Below are 18,909 nucleotides of genomic sequence, written 5' to 3' on the forward strand. Positions count from 1 at the left end.
CGAATGCAGTCTCGGGAAGCGCCGGCCTTGTGCCTGGCGCTGCTCCAGCAAGGATCTAGGTATGTTCTACGAAAAGTCCGTTTCCACCTTCAGGGGTTGCGCTGCGTTCAGCGGCGGGCTCAAGCAGATGCCGGCATGATTCCCTACAGCCGGCAAAACATCGAGCAGAGCGATATCGACGCCGTCCTCGAGGTGTTGCAGTCGGATTGGCTCACCCAGGGGCCGACCGTCGAGCGCTTCGAGCAGGCGGTAGCCCAACGGTGTGCTGCCGGGTACGCGGTGGCTGTGTGCAATGCCACCGCCGGCCTGCACATCGCCTGCCTGGCCGCTGGCCTGGGCGAGGGCGACTGGCTCTGGACCAGTCCCAACAGCTTCGTCGCCTCGGCCAACTGCGCGCGCTATTGCGGCGCCGAAGTGGACTTCGTCGACATCGATCCGCTCACCTGGAACCTCGACCCGCGCGCATTGAAGGTCAAGCTGCAACAGGCCGAGCGCGACGGGCGTCTGCCGAAGGTGCTGGTGGCGGTGGCTTTCGCCGGACAAAGCGCCGACATGCGTGCGATTGCCGCGCTGGCCAAACGCTACGGCTTTGTCCTCATCGAGGACGCCGCCCATGCCCTGGGTGCCAGCTACGCCGGCGTGCCGGTGGGCTGCGGCGAATTCGCCGACATGACCGTGTTCAGTTTCCATCCGGTAAAAATCATCACCACCGCCGAAGGCGGCATGGTCCTGACCAATCGCCCGCAATTGGCCGAACGTCTGCGCTTGCTGCGCAGCCACGGGGTGACCCGCGATCCGCAGCAGATGCTCGATGCCAGTCATGGCGACTGGTATTACGAACAGCTGATCCTCGGGTTCAATTACCGGATGACCGATCTGCAGGCCGGTCTGGGGTTGTCCCAACTGGCCCGTCTGGAACGTTTCGTCGAGCGCCGGCGGGCCCTGGCGGCGCGTTATGCGCAACTGCTGCAAGGCTTGCCATTGAGCCTGCCGAGCGCCCAGCCCGAGGCCAATTCGGCCTGGCATTTGTACGTGGTACGGCTGCACACCGAGCGACTGGCGACGTCGCACCGGCAGATCTTCCAGGCACTGCGTCAGGCCGGTATTGGCGTGAACCTGCACTACATTCCGATTCACTTGCAGCCGTACTACCGCGAGCGCGGTTTTGCCCTGGGCGATTTCCCCGAGGCCGAACACTATTACTCGCAGGCGATCAGCCTGCCGCTGTACCCGGGCATGAGCGATGCCCAGCAGGACGAAGTGGTTGCGCGCCTGAGCGAGCAATTGGTGGTGTTGCCGCAGCGACAGGAGGCGGCCAATGCCTGAGGTGCAGGGGGGGGCGGTTGCGATCATTCCCGCACGGGGTGGCAGCAAGCGGATTGTCGGCAAGAACCTGCGTTCGTTCCAGGGTTTGCCGATCATGGCGCGCTCGATCCAGACAGCACTGGCCAGCGAGCTGTTCGACCGGGTGGTGGTCAGTACCGACGACCCGCAGATCGCCGAGGTGGCCTTGGCACATGGTGCCGAAGTGCCGTTCATGCGCCCGGCGCACCTGGCCGACGACCATGCCACCACCCGCGCGGTGATCGTGCATGCCCTGGGTGAACTGGCTGAGCAGGGCTACCTGCCGGACTATGCCTGCTGCATCTACGCCACGGCGCCGTTCCTGCGCCCGCGCTTCCTGCGCGACGGGCTGGCGTTGCTGGAGCAGCATCCACAACGCGCCTTTGCCTTTTCGGTGTGCGGCTTCGGCTTCCCGATCCAGCGCGCGCTGACCCTGACCGGCGATGGCGCCCTGACCGCGCTGTACCCACAGTTTCGCGACACCCGTTCGCAAGACTTGCCGGCGACCTTCCAGGATGCCGGGCAGTTCTACTGGGGGCGTCGGCAAGCCTGGCTGGAAGGCGCGGCGCTGTTCTCCGAGCACAGCCTGCCGGTGATCGTGCCGCGCCACCTGGTGCAGGACATCGACACCGAGGAGGACTGGATTCGCGCCGAGTACCTGTATGCCGGTTTGCAGGCTGGCGGGGAGCTGGATCTTTGAGGTGTTTGATTCGCGCCGATGCGTCGGCGCAAATCGGTACCGGGCATATTGCCCGCTGTTTGACCCTGGCCGACGCGCTGCGTGCCTTGGGCGCACAGGTGAGTTTTGCCTGTGTACTGCTCGACGGGCACCTGCAGGCCCGCATCGAACAGGCCGGTTATCCGCTGTTCGGGCTGGAACCGCAGCCGGGTGAAGACTGGCAAGGTGAAATCGCCCGGCTGTCGGCGCTGTTGCCGGCCGGGCAGGTGTTCGACTGGGTGATCGTCGACCATTATGCCCTCGACGCGCGCTGGCAGCAGGCCGCGCGCGGTTTTGCCAGGCAGGTCGCGGTGATCGATGACCTGGGCGACCGCGCGCAGGCTGCCGATCTGCTGCTGAACCAGAATTTCAACGCGAGCTCGGCGCTTTATGCGGCGCTGCTGCCAGCTACCGCGCGGCGCCTGCTCGGGCCGCGCTTCGCCCTGATCCGCCCGGCCTTTGCTCGTCCCCCGAAGCCGCTGGCAGCGCACGGCCGGCGCGTGCTGGTCAGCTTCGGTGGCTTCGATGTGGCCGGCATGGTGCTCAAGACGCTGCAGGCGCTCGCCGGGCTCGAGGGGCTGCAGGTCACCTGTGTCGCTGGCCTGCAGCACGTGCAGCGCGAGGCGTTGCAGGCACTCTGCGCGAGCCGGGCCGACTGGCAGTTGCATGACTACCTGGAGGACTTGCCGACCCATATGGCCGCCGCCGACCTGTTTATCGGCGCCGGTGGCGGCACCACCTGGGAGCGTGCCTTGCTCGGCTTGCCGAGCCTGTGCGTGTGCGTGGCGGACAACCAGCGGGCCAACGCCGAAGCGCTGGCGCGGGCCGGGGTGCACCTGTACCTCGGCGAGGCGGCGCAGGTCACGCTGGCGGCCCTGCGCGAGGCGGTGGCTTTGCTGCTGGGCAATGCACCGTTGCGCCAGAGTTTTGCCAGCCACAGTCGCGCACTGGTGGATGGCTTGGGCGCCCGCCGCGTCGCGGTGGCGCTGTGCGGTGCCGGGCTGCAACTGCGCCGGGCCGAAGCACGCGACGCGCAATTGCTGTTCGACGGGCGTAATGCCGACGCGGTGCGGCGCTGGTCGCTGGAAAGCCAGCCACTGAGCTGGGAGCGGCATCTGCTCTGGCTGACGGCCACCCTGCACAACCCGCAGCGGTTGCTGCTGATCGCCGAGGCCGGCGACGGGCCGGTCGGCATGCTTCGCTACGACCGACTCACGGCGCAGCGCGGGCGGGTTTCCATCTACCTGTTCGAGGGGCGTTTCGGTCTGGGCTGGGGCAGGGCGCTGCTGGCGCGTGGCGAGCAGGCCGTTGTAGCCGCCTGGCCGGAGCTGGAGGTTATCGAAGCGCAGGTCTTGCCGGATAACCAGGCCTCCCTGGCACTGTTCAGCGCCGCCGGCTTCAGCCGTGGCGAGTGTCTATTCGAACGTTCTCTCAAGGATTCGCAGCATGAGTTTTAACATCGGGCATCGTCGCGTCGGGGCAGGCGAGCCGCCACTGATCATTGCCGAGATGAGTGGCAACCACAACCAGTCGCTGGAACGGGCCCTGGCGATCGTCGACGCAGCGGCCAAGGCCGGGGCGCATGCGCTCAAGCTGCAGACCTACACCGCCGACACCATGACCCTGGATCTCGCGCATGGCGAGTTCTTCATCGAAGACAAGAACAGCCTGTGGGCGGGTTCCTCGCTGTACTCGCTGTACGAAAAGGCTCATACCCCCTGGGAATGGCACTCGGCGATTTTCGAGCGCGCGCGCGCGCATGGCATGCTGGCGTTCTCCACGCCCTTCGACGATACCTCGGTGGACTTTCTCGAAAGCCTCGGTGTGCCGGCCTACAAGATCGCCAGTTTCGAAAACACCGACCTGCCACTGATTCGCAGGGTGGCGGCCACCGGCAAGCCGATGATCATCTCCACCGGCATGGCCAGCCTCGCCGAGCTGGACGAAACGGTACGCACCGCGCGCGCCCACGGTTGCCGCGACCTGGTGCTGCTCAAGTGCACCAGCACCTACCCGGCCAGCCCGGAAAACAGCAACGTGCTGACGGTCCCGCACCTGCGCGAGCTGTTCGGTTGCGAAGTCGGGCTGTCCGACCATTCCCTTGGGGTTGGCGTCGCGGTGGCCGCGGTAGCGCTGGGGGCGACGGTGGTGGAAAAGCATTTCACCCTGGATCGTGCGGCTGGCGGCGTCGACTCGGTGTTCTCGCTGGAACCGCATGAGCTGGCCGGCCTGGTGCTGGAAACCGAGCGGGCCTGGCAATCGCTGGGCAAGGTGCGCTACGGCGCTACCGCCGCCGAAGAAGCCTCGCGCCGATTCCGCCGCTCGTTGTACGTCGTGCGCGACATGCGTGAAGGAGAAATCTTCGATCACACCAACGTGCGTGCCATTCGCCCGGGCTTGGGCCTGGCGCCACGGCACCTGGACGCTCTGCTCGGGCGCAAGGCCCGTCAGCCATTGCAACGCGGTACGGCGCTGGACTGGTCGCTGGTCGACTGAGGGCGGGTGACGGCGCCAGGCAAAATATGCGATTGTCTGGGGAATTTCGTGACCTATCAGTCAGAGCAAGCATCTCTGTCTGTAACCGTGAATGGAAGGGGCATGCCCAGGCATTGCCCCTTTGACCGTCCGCCCATTGATCGGCGCGCGGAAAAACCCGTTTTTTGGCGCTCCTCGAATCCTGCGAGCGGTGATATAGAGCTGTTATTTATTGGGAAGCCATGATGATTGGCATAAAAAGCATTGCGAGCTACGTGCCCGCTGCCGGCCTCGACAACTACGCGCAAGGCGCCAAATTCGACAAGGATGAAGCGTTCATCCTCGGCAAGATCGGCTCGGCGTTTCTGCCGCGCAAAACCGCAGAACAAGAAACTTCTGATCTGTGCGTCGAAGCAGTAAACGCCCTGTTCGCGGCCAACCCGGAACTCAAGCGCGAGTCCATCGACGCGCTGATCGTCGTCACTCAGAACGGTGACGAGGAAGGCCTGCCGCATACCGCTGCGATCGTTCAGGACAAGCTCGGCCTGCCGACGAATGTCGCCGCGTTCGATATCTCCCTGGGCTGCTCGGGCTACGTTTACGGTATCTACGCCATCAAGGGCTTTATGGAAGCTGCTGGCCTGAAAAATGGTCTGCTGGTGACTGCCGACCCGTACTCGAAGATCGTCGACCCGGAAGACCGCAACACCACCATGCTGTTCGGCGACGCCGCCACCGCGACCTGGATGGGCGAAGAGGCTGCCTGGCAGTTGGGCAAGGCCAAGTTCGGTACCGACGGTTCCGGCGCGCCGCACCTGAAGGTCAGCGACGGGGTGTTCTTCATGAACGGCCGCCAGGTGTTCAACTTTGCGCTGCTCAAGGTGCCGGCGCACCTGCATGAGTTGCTCGACGAGTCGGGCCTCAAGCCTGCCGATATCGATGCGTTCTGCATTCACCAGGGCAGCGCTGCGATTGTCGACGCTGTGGCTCGCCGCTTCGAAGAAGACCCCAGCAAGTTCGTCAAGGACATGGTCGAGACCGGCAATACCGTCTCCTCGAGCATTCCGTTGCTGCTGGAAAAGCACGTGCTCGACGGCAGTTGGAACCGGGTGGCGCTGAGCGGTTTCGGCGTCGGTCTGTCGTGGGCTTCGGCGATCATCTATCGCGCTTGATCCGCAAGGCTGATAAAACCGCGCCGGTGCGGTAATCTGCGGCGTTTCGCAGGCAAGGGAAGCTCCAACCCATGAGCGAGTTTTTCCAGCGTAACGCTGCCATCCTCCAGGCCCGCTGGCCGGCGCTGTCCGAGCGGGTCCTCGCTGAGCCCGCCGCAGCGCTTCAGGTCGAACTGGTCGAAGGGCTGGGCTCGACACTGCAGGTCGAGGGTATCCAGCTCAGCAGTCGCCATGACCGGCTGGCCGAGGCCCGTTTCCAGGCTGCCAGCCTGCCCGCGCAGGCGCCCCGACTGCATCTTTACGGCACTGGCCTGGGCGACCTGCAGACGGTCTTGCTTGAGCGTGCCGAACTGCAACAACTGCATGTCCAGGTGCTCAACGGCGCGTTGTTCAAGCTGGTGCTGGAGCTGCTCGATCAGTCGGCCTGGCTGGCCGATCCGCGGGTCGAGTTGGCCTATGCCGGCGATCGCGCGGAAATCATGCTGCCGTTTTTCGCCCTGCCGGCCGAGCTGGTGCTGGCCGATGAATTCAACGCCAAGATTCGTGATCGACTGATCAGCGAAGCCCACCTGGCCGATAACAATCGCGCGTTCGCTGCGGCCGACCCGCGCCTGCTGGCGCTGCTCGACAGCAGCCTGCCATTGCTGCGCCAGGATCGCGACGTTAGCGAGCTGTTCGGCAGTGGTGTCGGGCGCGCGTGCTATGTCATCGGTACGGGGCCGACCCTGGCCGGGCATCTGCCGGCGCTGGCGCGGATTCGCCAGCAGGCCGAACGGCCGTTGTTCATCTGTGTCGATACGGCGTATCTGCCGCTGCTCAGGGCCGGGATCAAGGCGGATGTGGTGGTCAGCGTCGATCACAATATCCGCAGCCGACACCTGCCGGCGGCCGATTCGGCCGACACTGCGCTGGTCTACATGCCGATGCTCGATATCGAGTTGCTGGCCGCCTGGCGCGGCCCGCGTTTCGCCGCCTACTCGCCCAGCGCCCTGTATGCGCAGGTGCGCGAGGCGATTCCGCGCGGGGAACTGTTCGTCGGTGGCAGCGTGATTCATCCGGCGGTCGACCTGGCGGTGCACATGGGGAGCACGCGGGTCACCCTGTTCGGCGCCGACTTCGCTTTCCCGATGGGCAAAACCCATACCGGCTGGGACGACGGTGACCTCGGCCCTCAGTTGGCGGTGGCCCGCCACTGGGTGCTGGACGGCAATGGTCAGCGCGTGCGCACGCAACTGAATTTCCGCAGCTACCTGTGCGAGCTGGAGCGCTTCATTGCCCGCCACCCGCAGGTGCGCTTCTACAACACCAGCCGGGCCGGCGCGCTGATCGCCGGCACCCACTTCGATCCGGAGTTCTGCCAATGAATGCCAGCTCGCATCTGCTTGCTGCACGTGACTGTGCCGGGTTGTTCCGCCTGGGGCGCGATGTGGAAGGGGCGTTGCGCATGGTCGAGCTGCTCGACGGCTTGCTGGCGCTGTTCGAGCAGGCGCCGGAGCCATTGCGCGCGCAGTCGGCACAGGTGCTCGGGGCGTTGCTGGCGGCCCAGCAGGGGCAGGACTGGATCGCTCTGGCCGATTACCTCGAGTACGAACTGGTACACCTGATCGATCAGGCAGCTTCTGCCTGACGTGTTGGTGAAATGTGACCGTCGTCACATTCCGCGTTTTCGCTCAAGCCCGCGCGGCCGGGCTGCACGCCATGATTTACGGGGGGTGGCAGCGTGATGGCATTTTTTTTTGCTAAAGCCCTAAAGCAACCCGCATTCCCGACGATAACCATTACGAAGGTTCTCTAGGCCACACCCGGCGGATGCCAGGGCCGGAAGCCGCAGTATCCATCCAACGAGGAATTCGTCATGGCATTAACCGTAAACACCAACACCACTTCGCTGGGCGTGCAGAAGAACCTGAACCGCGCTTCCGACTCGCTGAGCACCTCGATGACTCGCCTGTCGTCCGGTCTGCGCATCAACAGCGCTAAAGACGACGCTGCTGGCCAACAGATCGCCAACAAGCTGCAAACCATGATCACCGGTTCGACCGTAGCGATCAAAAACGCCAACGACGGTGTTTCGATCACTCAGACCGCTGAAGGCGCACTGTCGGAAATCACCAACATCCTGCAGCGTATGCGTGAGCTGGCTCTGCAAGCACGAAACGACTCCAACGGCACCACTGAACGCGCTGCTCTGAACAAAGAGTTCGCGGCCAAGTCCGACGAGATCACTCGTATCGCTTCGTCCACCACCTACGGCACCAGCAAACACCTGCTGGACGGTTCGGCTGGCACCATGCAGTTCCAGGTAGGTGCAATGACCGGTACCGACCAGGTCATCAGCGTTGTCATGAGCACCAGCTTCGCTGCTTCGACCCTGGCGGTCGGCACTGGCGCCCTGGCGATCTCGGGTACTTCCGACTCCGCCGTACACACCGCCGTTGACGGCGCGCTGACCGCAATCGACGCGGCTCTGCAAACCATCGACAACAAGAAGTCGGACCTGGGTGCTATCCAGAACCGCTTCCAGAGCACCATCAACAACCTGCAAAACATGACCGAAAACGCCACCGCTGCTCAGGGTCGCGTTCAGGACACCGACTTCGCCGCAGAAACTGCTCAGCTGACCAAGCAGCAAACCCTGCAGCAAGCGTCCACCGCAGTTCTGGCTCAGGCCAACCAACTGCCATCCGCTGTACTGAAGCTGCTTCAGTAATAGTGCGATGAAGTACAGCGAGGGCGTGCGTTCAACGCATTCCCTCGCTTTTTATTTTGGAGGTGATGGACGATGGACATGAGTGTCAGGTTGAATTCGTCTTATCCGGCGCCGGCAGTCACTGCCAACCAGCAAGAAAAGGCTGGTGAGCAGCAAGCGGCCCCCGAAAAGCTCAACGGCAAGGCCGTTGAAAAACCTTCCGATACGCGCCAGCTGCAAACGGCCGTCAAGGAAATACAGGATTTTGTCCAGTCGTTGCAACGCAACCTGGAGTTCTCGGTGGACGATTCCACCGGGCAAGTCGTGGTCAAGGTAGTCGCCCGCGACAGCGGCGAAGTCATTCGGCAGATTCCATCGGAAACCGCATTGGAACTGGCCAAGAGCCTGCACGACGTCAACAGCCTTCTTTTTGACGAGAAAGTCTGAAGGCTGGTACTACAATTGATGCTTTCCCGAATCTTCCAGGAAGGAGCAAGGGTTCGGCGTTAACCAGAGAAGGAGAGAAGCGATGGCAAGTCCAATTTTACCGGGTAAGGGGTTGGGGTCCGGCCTCGATACCGCGGGAATCGTCAAGGCCCTGGTTGACGCGGAAAGACTGCCCAAGCAGAACCAGCTCGATCGCCAGACCAAGTCGAACACGGCGTCCATTTCGGCGATCGGCAGTCTGAAAAGTGCCCTGGCGGCCTACAAGACTGCCCTGGAAAAGCTCAATGACAAGAACGCCCCGGCGTTCCTGGGTTACTCCGCGACCACCTCGGACGAGAAAACCGTCAAGGCCACCGCGACCAACTCCGCGGTCGGCGGCATCTACAGCGTGACCGTCAACCGCCTGGCGACTGCTTCCAAAGTCGCCAGCCAGCGCTTTGGCGATAGCAGTGCGCCAATCAGTGCTGGCACCCTGAACATCACCCAGGGTACTGGCAGCAGCATCCCGGTCGAGATCAAGCCTGGGGCTACCTTGCAGTCGGTGCGCGACTCGATCAACAATCAGGCCGGTGCCTCCGGGATCATGGCCAACATTATCAATGATGGCAGCGGCTCGCGGCTGGTGCTGACTTCGACCACAACCGGCGAAAAGTCGGATATTTCCGTTAGCGGCATTCCCGAGTTGGCCATCGATGGCACCACCCAGATGACCGCTGGCGGTGGTGCGGGCTACATCAGCGCCATGGCAGAGGATGCCGAGTTCGTGGTCGATGGTATGACGCTGACCAGCAAATCGAACAAGGTCGAGAACGCGGTCAGCGGTCTGACCTTCGAGCTGGTGGCCAAGTCGGCCACGCCGACCACCATTACCGTGGGCAGCAACACCGAGGGCCTGAAGAAGTCGGTTCAAGGCTTCGTCGACGCCTACAACGCCCTGGTCAAGACCATCAATACCGTGAGCATGGCGTCCAAGGATCCCTCGGGCAAGCCTGGCGACCCGCCGGCGCTGTCCGGCGACCCGGCGGTCCGCAGCATGCTGTCGGCGTTGCGCAACGAGCTGGTCTCGCCGGCGGCCGGTGGTAGCGGGCAGCTCAAGGTGCTTTCGCAGTTGGGCATCAACACGGTCCAGGAGACCGGTCTGCTCGAATTCGACAGCAGCAAGTTCACCAATGCTATCGATAAGCAGAAGCTTGGTGGTGAAGTACAGAACCTGTTCAACGGCGATGGCGGCATGCTTGATCGCATGACCAAGGCCATGGAGCCGTTCCTGGGGGGCAGCGGCACCACGGGTGTGCTCGATGCTCGCACCAAGGTGCTGGAGTCGGCCAAGAACAGCCTGAGCATCCAGCAGTCGGCCCTGGATTCGCGGGTCAAGAGCATGACCGACTCGCTGACCAAGAAGTACAACAACATGGACACCCTGGTCGGCAAGCTGAACGCCCAGCGCGACAGCATCGTGTCGATCTTCGAGGCCATGGCGGCCCAGCAGAAGAATTCGTAACGAAAGCTGACGCCAAAAGCCCGACATTGCGCTACGCTTTGTCGGGCTTTTTTGTGGGCGGCCTAAAGTTTTTTGACGCGGCGCCGATAGTCCGTATACAGCAAACCGAGTGGTGGTGAGGTACACGCATGAATCCAATGTTAGCCCTTCGGCAGTACCAGAAAATTGGTGCTCAGGCGCAGACATCCGAAGCCAGCCCGCATCGACTGGTACAAATGCTCATGGAAGGTGGCCTGGATCGGATCGCCCAGGCCAAAGGTGCATTGCAGCGCAATGAAGTGGCGAACAAGGGTATCGCCATCGGCAAGGCCATCGGCATCATCGGCGGCCTGCGCGAAGGTCTCGACCGCGACAACATGACCCCGGAGCTGGAGCGAATCGACACGCTCTACCTGTATATGACCCGCCGGCTGACCGAAGCCAACATTAGCAATGACCTGACGATCCTCGACGAAGTGAGTGGTTTATTGACCACGGTCAAGGAAGGTTGGGATGCAGTTGCCCAACAATAACGGGTTGCAGTGAGGCTATCGTCATGAGTGCAGTGCTCAAGCGAATCGAGGAAACCCGGGAGGCGCTGGTCGACGCATTGGCCAAGCGTGACTGGGAGGCCGTCGGCCAGTTGGATCAGGCCTGCCGTGTCTGCATGGAAGAAGTAGTGAGTGCTGCGCCGGAAGATGAAGAGGCGTTGCGGGACAATCTGAAAGACCTGCTCGGTGTGTATCGGCAACTGATTGACGTGGCCACCGAAGAGCGTCAGGCAATTGCCGACGAGATGTCCAAGATCAACCAAGCGCAGGCGGCGACAAAGGTATACCATTTGTTCCGCTGACGGTTGGCCAAAAAAAGTAACGCGCCATAAATTTGACTGTGTAAGGTTTTTTGACTTAACTAGTGGCTGTTTTCTTATTAAAGACGTCTCAACGCTGACCGTTCAGTTGGAATGATGTCGAGCATGCCCCTCAAGGGCGTCGAGTTGACTAGGGAAGTTGCGATTGCATGTGGCGTGAAACCAAAATTCTCCTGATCGATGACGATAGCGCTCGCCGCCGTGACCTGGCGGTGGTGTTGAATTTTCTTGGCGAAGAAAATCTCCCCTGTGCCAGCCATGATTGGCAGCAGGTTGTCGAGTCGTTGTCGTCCAGTCGTGAAGTGCTGTGTGTCCTGATCGGTACGGTCAGTGCTCCGGCCAATCTGTTGGGCTTGCTTAGGACCGTGGCTGCCTGGGATGAGTTCCTTCCCGTTCTGCTTTTGGGTGAAATTTCTTCGGCCGAGTTGCCTGAAGACCTTCGCCGTCGTGTCCTGTCCAGCCTGGAAATGCCGCCCAGCTACAGCAAATTGCTGGATTCGCTGCACCGTGCCCAGGTTTACCGCGAGATGTACGACCAGGCGCGCGAGCGCGGTCGTCAGCGTGAGCCCAACCTGTTCCGCAGTCTCGTCGGCACCAGTCGGGCGATCCAGCATGTGCGGCAGATGATGCAGCAGGTGGCCGACACCGACGCCAGCGTATTGATCCTCGGCGAGTCCGGTACCGGCAAGGAAGTGGTCGCGCGCAACCTGCATTACCATTCCAAGCGCCGCGAAGCGCCGTTCGTTCCGGTCAACTGCGGGGCGATTCCGGCCGAGTTGCTGGAGAGCGAGCTGTTTGGTCACGAGAAGGGCGCCTTCACCGGTGCTATCACCAGCCGGGCAGGGCGCTTCGAACTGGCCAATGGCGGCACCCTGTTCCTCGACGAGATCGGCGACATGCCGTTGCCGATGCAGGTCAAGCTGTTGCGCGTGTTGCAGGAGCGTACCTTCGAGCGCGTGGGTAGCAATAAAACCCAGAGCATCGATGTGCGCATCATTGCCGCGACCCACAAGAACCTTGAAAGCATGATCGAGGTCGGGACCTTCCGCGAGGACCTGTATTACCGGCTGAACGTCTTCCCCATCGAGATGGCCCCGCTGCGCGAGCGTGTCGAGGACATCCCGCTGCTGATGAACGAGCTGATTTCGCGCATGGAGCACGAGAAGCGCGGTTCGATCCGCTTCAACTCTGCCGCGATCATGTCGCTGTGCCGGCATGGCTGGCCGGGTAACGTGCGCGAGTTGGCCAACCTGGTCGAGCGCATGGCGATCATGCACCCGTATGGTGTAATCGGCGTGTCTGAGCTGCCGAAGAAATTTCGCTACGTCGACGACGAAGACGAGCAGTTGGTCGATAGCCTGCGCTCGGACCTCGAAGAGCGCGTGGCGATCAACGGCCATGCACCGAATTTCTCCAGCCATGCCATGCTGCCGCCGGAAGGCCTTGATCTGAAGGACTACCTCGGTAGTCTGGAGCAGGGCTTGATCCAGCAGGCGCTGGACGATGCCAATGGCATTGTGGCGCGTGCCGCCGAGCGGCTGCGGATCCGGCGTACCACCCTGGTGGAGAAGATGCGCAAGTACGGCATGAGCCGTCGTGACGGTGACGAACAGGCGGAGGATTGACGCCGGTTCCTGAACAGTGGGCCCGCTTGCGGGCCCGCTGTGGTTAATTCCCCTTTCTTTTGTAGGGCTGTAACGCCCGTACCTGCGGTCCTTCTCACGGTTCCAGGGGCGCTGCCTCGGCGCGCTTGAAATTATCCGGCACGCCTATTGCTACAGCGCAGGCAACATACCGTTTTATGACGGTGAGCCACGCGAGAGAGCACGATGCCCCACGCCGCCCCCACCTCCAGCCCGTCCGAGCTGAAGCGCCCGGACGCCATCGAACAGCAGAGCCGGGTCGGGCTTGAACAGGCGTTCGCCCTGTTCGACCAGATGTCGACCCAGCTCAGCCAGTCGTACAACCTGCTTGAAGCCCGGGTGACCGAGCTCAAGGGCGAGTTGGCGGTAGTCAGTGCCCAGCGCATGCAGGAACTGGCAGAGAAGGAGCGCCTGGCCAACCGGCTGCAGAACCTGCTCGACCTGCTGCCAGGTGGGGTGATCGTGATCGACGGGCAGGGTCGGGTGCGCGAGGCCAATCCGACGGCCTGCGAACTGCTCGGCGGGGCGCTGGAAGGCGAGCTGTGGCGCCAGGTGATTGCGCGCAGTTTTGCCCCGCGCGACGACGACGGGCATGAGGTGTCGCTGCGCGACGGCCGTCGCTTGTCGATCGCCACTCGCTCGCTGGATGCCGAGCCCGGCCAGTTGGTGCTGCTCACCGACCTCACCGAAACCCGTCACCTGCAAGACCAGTTGGCACGGCATGAACGCTTGTCGAGCCTGGGGCGCATGGTCGCCTCGCTGGCGCACCAGATCCGCACGCCGCTGTCGGCCGCGTTGCTGTACGCCAGCCACCTTGCCGAGCAGACGCTGCCGTTGGAGACCCAGCAGCGGTTCGCCGGCAGCCTCAAGGAGCGCTTGCACGAACTGGAGCATCAGGTGCGCGACATGCTGGTGTTCGCCCGTGGCGAACTGCCGATGTCCGAGCGCCTGACTCCCAAGGCGCTGTTCCAGGCCTTGCAGCAGGCGGCGCATACACACGTGCAGGGTCATTCGGTGCGCTGGCAGTGCGACAGCCATCTGGGCGAGTTGCTGTGCAATCGCGACACCCTGGTCGGTGCATTGCTCAACCTGATCGAAAACGCCTTGCAGGCCGGCGGCGTGCCAGCGCGGGTGAAAATCCACCTGTATCGGCGTGGCGACAGCTTGCGCCTGTGCATCAGCGATGCCGGTCCGGGCATCGATGCGGCGTTGCTGGCGCGCCTGGGCGAACCGTTCCTTACCACCAAGGCGACCGGCACCGGCCTCGGCCTGGCAGTGGCGATGGCAGTTGCTCGGGCCCATCAGGGCAGCTTGCAGTTGCGCTCGCGGCCGGGGCGCGGCACCTGCGCGCTGGTGACCCTGCCGTTGATCGGTGCGCGGGAGGCGGTGGCATGAGTGCGGTGAAGGTGCTGCTGGTCGAAGACGACCGTGTCCTGCGTCAGGCGCTTGGCGATACCCTGGAAATCGGCGGTTTTGCCTACACTGCCGTCGGCTCGGCGGAGGAGGCCCTGCGCAGCGTGGCCGACGAGGCGTTCAACCTGGTGGTCAGCGATGTCAACATGCCGGGTATGGACGGTCACCAACTGCTCGCCGAATTGCGTGCGTGTCAGCCGCAGTTGCCGGTGTTGCTGATGACTGCACATGCCGCGGTCGAGCGTGCGGTGGATGCGATGCGTCAGGGGGCCGCCGATTACCTGGTCAAGCCGTTCGAGCCACGGGCCCTGCTGGAACTGGTGGCGCGCCATGCGCTTGGCGCCAGCAGTGGTGCCGACGCCGACGGCCCGGTGGCGCGCGAGCCGGCCAGCGCACAGTTGCTGGAGCTGGCGGCGCGGGTGGCGCGTAGCGATTCCACCGTGCTGATTTCCGGCGAATCCGGCACCGGTAAGGAAGTGCTGGCGCGCTTCATTCACCAGCAGTCGCCGCGAGCCAGTCAGCCGTTTGTGGCGATCAATTGCGCGGCGATCCCCGACAACATGCTTGAAGCGACCCTGTTCGGTCATGAAAAGGGCTCGTTCACCGGCGCGATTGCTGCCCAGGCCGGCAAGTTCGAGCAGGCCGACGGCGGTACGCTGCTGCTCGACGAAATTTCCGAAATGCCGCTGGGCCTGCAAGCCAAGCTATTGCGCGTGCTTCAGGAGCGTGAAGTGGAGCGGGTTGGTGGGCGCAAGCCGATTGCCCTGGATATCCGCGTGGTCGCCACCACCAACCGTGACCTGGCCGGAGAAGTGGCCGCCGGGCGCTTCCGTGAAGACCTGTTCTATCGCCTGTCGGTGTTTCCGCTGGCCTGGCGTCCGCTGCGCGAGCGCAGCGCCGACATTCTGCCGCTCGCCGAGCGCTTGCTGGCACGCCACGTCAATAAAATGAAGCACGCGCCGGTGCGTCTGTCGGCCCAGGCAGCGGCTTGCCTGCAAGGCTATCCGTGGCCGGGCAACGTACGCGAACTGGATAACGCCATCCAGCGCGCACTGATTCTGCAGCAGGGCGGGGTGATCGAAGCGGCAGATTTCTGCCTTGCTGGTGTATTGCCAGTGCTCGCGCCGACGCTGAATCTGGCGGTGGCGCCCGTTGCCAGTGCCGAGCCGGCGGACGCCGGTGGCCTGGGCGACGACCTGCGCCGGCACGAGTTTCAGATGATCATTGATACCCTGCGCGCCGAGCGCGGGCGTCGCAAGGAGGCCGCAGAGCGCCTGGGCATCAGCCCGCGCACCCTGCGCTACAAGCTCGCGCAGATGCGCGATGCCGGCATGGACGTCGAAGCCAGTCTGTACGCCACCGGTTTCTGAAAGGTGGCGTTTTAGAGTTTTTGTTCGGTCACGCTAGGAGCTGGCACTCTTGTTGCTATGTCCTGCCTATCCGCTGCGTGAGTGTCAAAAAAATGCGGGCCGTCGGAGAGAGAAGTCCATGAGCCAAGGTGTTGAATTTAATCGATTGATGTTGGACATGCGGGCCATGCAAATGGACGCGATGTCGATGCCCAAGGCTGCCCAGGCGCCTGAGCTCGGCGCCAGCAGTTTTGCCGACATGCTTGGCCAGGCAGTGAACAAGGTCAACGATACCCAGCAGGCGTCCAGCCAGTTGGCCAACGCCTTCGAAATCGGCAAGAGCGGCGTCGACCTCACCGACGTGATGATCGCCTCGCAGAAGGCCAGCGTGTCGTTCCAGGCCATGACCCAGGTACGCAACAAGCTGGTGCAGGCGTATCAAGACATCATGCAGATGCCGGTATAAGGGCGAGATTGAGTCATGGCTGAAGCAGTCTCCGATAACGTGCCCGCCAAAGGCAGCCCGCCGGCACCCAAGCCGCCGCTGTTCGGCATGTCCTTTCTGGAAAATATCTCGCAGATGCCGGTGCTGCGTCAGGTCGGCCTGCTGGTCGGTCTGGCTGCCAGCGTGGCCATCGGTTTTGCTGTCGTGCTCTGGTCGCAGCAGCCCGACTACCGTCCGTTGTACGGCAGCCTTGCCGGCATGGACACCAAACAGGTCATGGAAACCCTGGCCGCTGCCGACATTCCCTACAATGTAGAGCCCAACTCCGGGGCGCTGCTGGTCAAGGCCGACGACCTCTCCCGTGCGCGCCTGAAGCTGGCGGCGGCCGGTGTGGCGCCGGGCGATGGCAACGTCGGTTTCGAGATTCTCGACAAAGAGCAAGGCCTGGGCACCAGTCAGTTCATGGAGGCCACACGCTATCGTCGCGGCCTTGAAGGCGAGCTGGCGCGGACTATCTCCAGCCTGAACAACGTCAAGGGTGCCCGCGTGCACCTGGCCATTCCGAAGAGCTCGGTATTCGTGCGCGACGAGCGCAAGCCAAGCGCCTCGGTACTGGTTGAGCTGTATCCGGGGCGTGCCCTGGAGGCTGGCCAGGTAATGGCTATCGTCAATCTGGTGGCGACCAGTGTCCCGGAGCTGAACAAGTCCCAGGTCACGGTGGTCGACCAGAAGGGCAACCTGCTCTCCGATCAGGTCGAGAACTCCGAGCTGACCATGGCCGGCAAGCAGTTCGACTACAGCCGCCGCATGGAAGGCATGCTCACCCAGCGCGTGCATAACATCCTGCAGCCAGTGCTGGGCAACGACCGCTATAAAGCCGAAGTGTCTGCCGACCTCGATTTCAGTGCCGTCGAATCCACCTCGGAACAGTTCAACCCCGACCAGCCGGCGCTGCGCAGCGAGCAGTCGGTCAACGAACAACGCTCCAGCAGCATGGGCCCTCAGGGCGTGCCGGGTGCCCTGAGCAACCAGCCGCCTGGCCCGGCATCGGCGCCGCAGACCACCGGTGGTGCGCAGGCCGCCGCCAGCGCGATCCAGCCTGGGCAGCCGCTGCTCGATGCCAACGGCCAGCAGATCATGGACCCGGCCACCGGCCAGCCGATGCTCGCACCGTATCCGGCCGACAAGCGTCAGCAGTCGACCAAGAACTTCGAATTGGACCGTTCGATCAGCCACACCCGTCAGCAGCAGGGTCGCCTGAACCGCCTCTCGGTCGCGGTGGTGGTCGACGATCAGGTCAAGCTCGACCCGGCCACCGGCGATGCCACCCGCACCCCTTGGGCTGCCGAAGACCTGGCACGCTTCACCCGCCTGGTGCAGGACGCGGTCGGCTTCGACGCCAGCCGTGGTGACAGTGTCAGCGTGATCAACGTACCGTTCGCTGCCGATCGTGGCGAAATGATTGCCGATATTCCGTTCTACTCGCAGCCTTGGTTCTGGGACATCATCAAGCAGGTCATGGGTGTGCTGTTCATCCTGATCCTGGTGTTCGGCGTGCTGCGTCCGGTACTCAACAACATCACCGGCAATGGCAAGCAAAGCGCCGGTGCCGATGGCGACATGGAACTGGGCGGCATGCTCGGTCTGGATGGCGAACTGGCCAACGACCGCGTCAGCCTGGGTGGTCCGCAAAGCATTCTCTTGCCGAGCCCGAGCGAGGGTTACGACGCTCAGCTCAACGCAATCAAGAGTCTGGTGGCAGAAGACCCGGGCCGCGTAGCCCAGGTCGTCAAAGAGTGGATCAACGCCGATGAGTGATAATCGAGCCATAACCGCCAAACTCACCCGTGTCGACAAGGCAGCGATCCTGCTGCTGTCGCTGGGTGAAACCGATGCCGCGCAAGTGCTGCGGCACATGGGCCCGAAAGAAGTGCAGCGGGTCGGTGTGGCCATGGCGCAGATGGGCAACGTCCATCGCGAGCAGGTCGAGCAGGTGATGAGCGAGTTCGTCGAGATCGTCGGCGACCAGACCAGTCTCGGGGTCGGCTCCGACGGTTATATCCGCAAGATGCTGACCCAGGCCCTGGGCGAAGACAAGGCCAACGGCCTGATCGACCGGATCCTGCTGGGGGGCAACACCAGTGGCCTGGACAGCCTGAAATGGATGGAGCCACGTGCCGTGGCCGACGTCATCCGTTACGAACACCCGCAGATCCAGGCCATTGTCGTGGCCTACCTCGACCCGGATCAGGCGGGCGAAGTACTCGGCAACTTCGACCACAAGGTGCGCCTGGATATCATCTTGCGGGTGTCCTCGCTGAACACCGTTCAGCCGGCAGCCCTCAAGGAGCTGAACCAGATTCTCGAGAAGCAGTTCTCCGGCAACTCCAATGCGGCACGCACCACCCTGGGTGGTATCAAGCGCGCGGCGGACATCATGAACTTCCTCGACAGTTCGGTCGAAGGCCAGCTCATGGATGCGATTCGGGATGTCGACGGCGACCTCTCCGAACAGATCGAAGACCTCATGTTCGTCTTCAACAACCTGGCCGATGTCGACGACCGCGGGATCCAGGCACTGTTGCGCGAGGTGTCTTCGGATGTGCTGGTGGTCTCGCTCAAGGGCGCGGACGAGAAGGTCAAGGACAAGATCTTCAAGAACATGTCCAAGCGTGCCTCGGAACTGCTGCGTGACGACCTCGAAGCCAAGGGTCCGGTGCGCGTCAGCGACGTGGAAACGGCGCAGAAGGAAATCCTCACCATTGCCCGGCGTATGGCCGAGGCCGGCGAGATCGTGCTTGGCGGCAAGGGCGCCGAGGAAATGATCTAACGCCCGTGCGGGGGTGGCGGTGCGGCAGGCCGC

At 63.1% G+C, this 18,909-nt stretch carries 18 protein-coding genes; all 18 read left to right on the top strand.

Annotated features, from left to right (window positions below; translation table 11 throughout):
- The first annotated feature begins 135 nt into the window (after positions 1 to 135).
- The 18 genes from pseC (at position 136) to fliG (ending at position 18,876) form a co-directional block, all read left to right on the top strand.
- Positions 136 to 1,326, top strand: coding sequence for a UDP-4-amino-4,6-dideoxy-N-acetyl-beta-L-altrosamine transaminase (gene pseC, locus DCO48_RS09695; RefSeq protein WP_116550383.1), 1,191 nt, complete (start codon positions 136 to 138; stop codon positions 1,324 to 1,326).
- The gene (gene pseF, locus DCO48_RS09700; RefSeq protein WP_116550384.1) at positions 1,319 to 2,044 is read left to right on the top strand and encodes a pseudaminic acid cytidylyltransferase; all 726 of its coding nucleotides are present in this window, start codon (positions 1,319 to 1,321) and stop codon (positions 2,042 to 2,044) included. Before pseC ends, pseF begins: the two co-directional genes overlap by 8 nt.
- Entirely contained in the window at positions 2,041 to 3,519 is a 1,479-nt protein-coding gene (gene pseG, locus DCO48_RS09705) for a UDP-2,4-diacetamido-2,4,6-trideoxy-beta-L-altropyranose hydrolase (protein WP_116550385.1), read from the top strand. The genes pseF and pseG overlap by 4 nt, the downstream gene beginning before the upstream one ends.
- Positions 3,509 to 4,558 carry a pseudaminic acid synthase gene (pseI, locus tag DCO48_RS09710; protein ID WP_116550386.1) on the top strand — a complete coding sequence of 350 codons (1,050 nt, stop codon included), beginning with the start codon at positions 3,509 to 3,511 and terminating at the stop codon, positions 4,556 to 4,558. Before pseG ends, pseI begins: the two co-directional genes overlap by 11 nt.
- 224 nt (positions 4,559 to 4,782) lie before the next feature.
- Positions 4,783 to 5,709, top strand: coding sequence for a ketoacyl-ACP synthase III (locus tag DCO48_RS09715; protein ID WP_116550422.1), 927 nt, complete (start codon positions 4,783 to 4,785; stop codon positions 5,707 to 5,709).
- Positions 5,710 to 5,780: 71 nt separating this feature from the next.
- Positions 5,781 to 7,073: a motility associated factor glycosyltransferase family protein gene (locus DCO48_RS09720; RefSeq protein ID WP_116550387.1), complete on the top strand. Its 1,293-nt coding sequence runs from the start codon at positions 5,781 to 5,783 to the stop codon at positions 7,071 to 7,073.
- The gene (locus tag DCO48_RS09725) at positions 7,070 to 7,336 is read left to right on the top strand and encodes a hypothetical protein (protein WP_116550388.1); all 267 of its coding nucleotides are present in this window, start codon (positions 7,070 to 7,072) and stop codon (positions 7,334 to 7,336) included. Before DCO48_RS09720 ends, DCO48_RS09725 begins: the two co-directional genes overlap by 4 nt.
- Before the next feature lie 228 nt (positions 7,337 to 7,564).
- A complete protein-coding gene (locus DCO48_RS09730; protein ID WP_116550389.1) occupies positions 7,565 to 8,419 on the top strand; it encodes a flagellin domain-containing protein in 855 nt (284 codons plus the stop codon).
- A 72-nt stretch (positions 8,420 to 8,491) separates the two neighbouring features.
- Positions 8,492 to 8,845 (top strand): flagellar protein FlaG, encoded by a 354-nt coding sequence (locus DCO48_RS09735; protein ID WP_116550390.1) that lies wholly within the window; start codon positions 8,492 to 8,494, stop codon positions 8,843 to 8,845.
- An 82-nt stretch (positions 8,846 to 8,927) separates the two neighbouring features.
- Positions 8,928 to 10,346 carry a flagellar filament capping protein FliD gene (fliD, locus tag DCO48_RS09740; RefSeq protein WP_116550391.1) on the top strand — a complete coding sequence of 473 codons (1,419 nt, stop codon included), beginning with the start codon at positions 8,928 to 8,930 and terminating at the stop codon, positions 10,344 to 10,346.
- A gap of 128 nt (positions 10,347 to 10,474) precedes the next feature.
- Complete coding sequence (fliS, locus tag DCO48_RS09745; RefSeq protein ID WP_116550392.1) at positions 10,475 to 10,858, top strand: flagellar export chaperone FliS; 384 nt, start codon at positions 10,475 to 10,477, stop codon at positions 10,856 to 10,858.
- Between the two features lie 23 nt (positions 10,859 to 10,881).
- The gene (fliT, locus tag DCO48_RS09750; RefSeq protein ID WP_116550393.1) at positions 10,882 to 11,178 is read left to right on the top strand and encodes a flagellar protein FliT; all 297 of its coding nucleotides are present in this window, start codon (positions 10,882 to 10,884) and stop codon (positions 11,176 to 11,178) included.
- 167 nt (positions 11,179 to 11,345) lie between these two features.
- Positions 11,346 to 12,821 carry a transcriptional regulator FleQ gene (fleQ, locus tag DCO48_RS09755; RefSeq protein WP_116550394.1) on the top strand — a complete coding sequence of 492 codons (1,476 nt, stop codon included), beginning with the start codon at positions 11,346 to 11,348 and terminating at the stop codon, positions 12,819 to 12,821.
- A 204-nt stretch (positions 12,822 to 13,025) separates the two neighbouring features.
- Complete coding sequence (locus tag DCO48_RS09760; RefSeq protein WP_116550395.1) at positions 13,026 to 14,234, top strand: PAS domain-containing sensor histidine kinase; 1,209 nt, start codon at positions 13,026 to 13,028, stop codon at positions 14,232 to 14,234.
- Entirely contained in the window at positions 14,231 to 15,622 is a 1,392-nt protein-coding gene (locus DCO48_RS09765; RefSeq protein WP_116550396.1) for a sigma-54 dependent transcriptional regulator, read from the top strand. Before DCO48_RS09760 ends, DCO48_RS09765 begins: the two co-directional genes overlap by 4 nt.
- A gap of 118 nt (positions 15,623 to 15,740) precedes the next feature.
- Positions 15,741 to 16,067 (top strand): flagellar hook-basal body complex protein FliE, encoded by a 327-nt coding sequence (fliE, locus tag DCO48_RS09770; protein WP_116550397.1) that lies wholly within the window; start codon positions 15,741 to 15,743, stop codon positions 16,065 to 16,067.
- A gap of 15 nt (positions 16,068 to 16,082) precedes the next feature.
- Positions 16,083 to 17,864, top strand: coding sequence for a flagellar basal-body MS-ring/collar protein FliF (gene fliF / locus DCO48_RS09775; RefSeq protein WP_116550398.1), 1,782 nt, complete (start codon positions 16,083 to 16,085; stop codon positions 17,862 to 17,864).
- Positions 17,857 to 18,876, top strand: coding sequence for a flagellar motor switch protein FliG (fliG, locus tag DCO48_RS09780; RefSeq protein WP_116550399.1), 1,020 nt, complete (start codon positions 17,857 to 17,859; stop codon positions 18,874 to 18,876). Before fliF ends, fliG begins: the two co-directional genes overlap by 8 nt.
- Positions 18,877 to 18,909 lie beyond the last annotated feature (33 nt).

The organism is Pseudomonas sp. SDI (assembly GCF_003105155.1).
Classification (GTDB): Bacteria; Pseudomonadota; Gammaproteobacteria; order Pseudomonadales; family Pseudomonadaceae; genus Aquipseudomonas.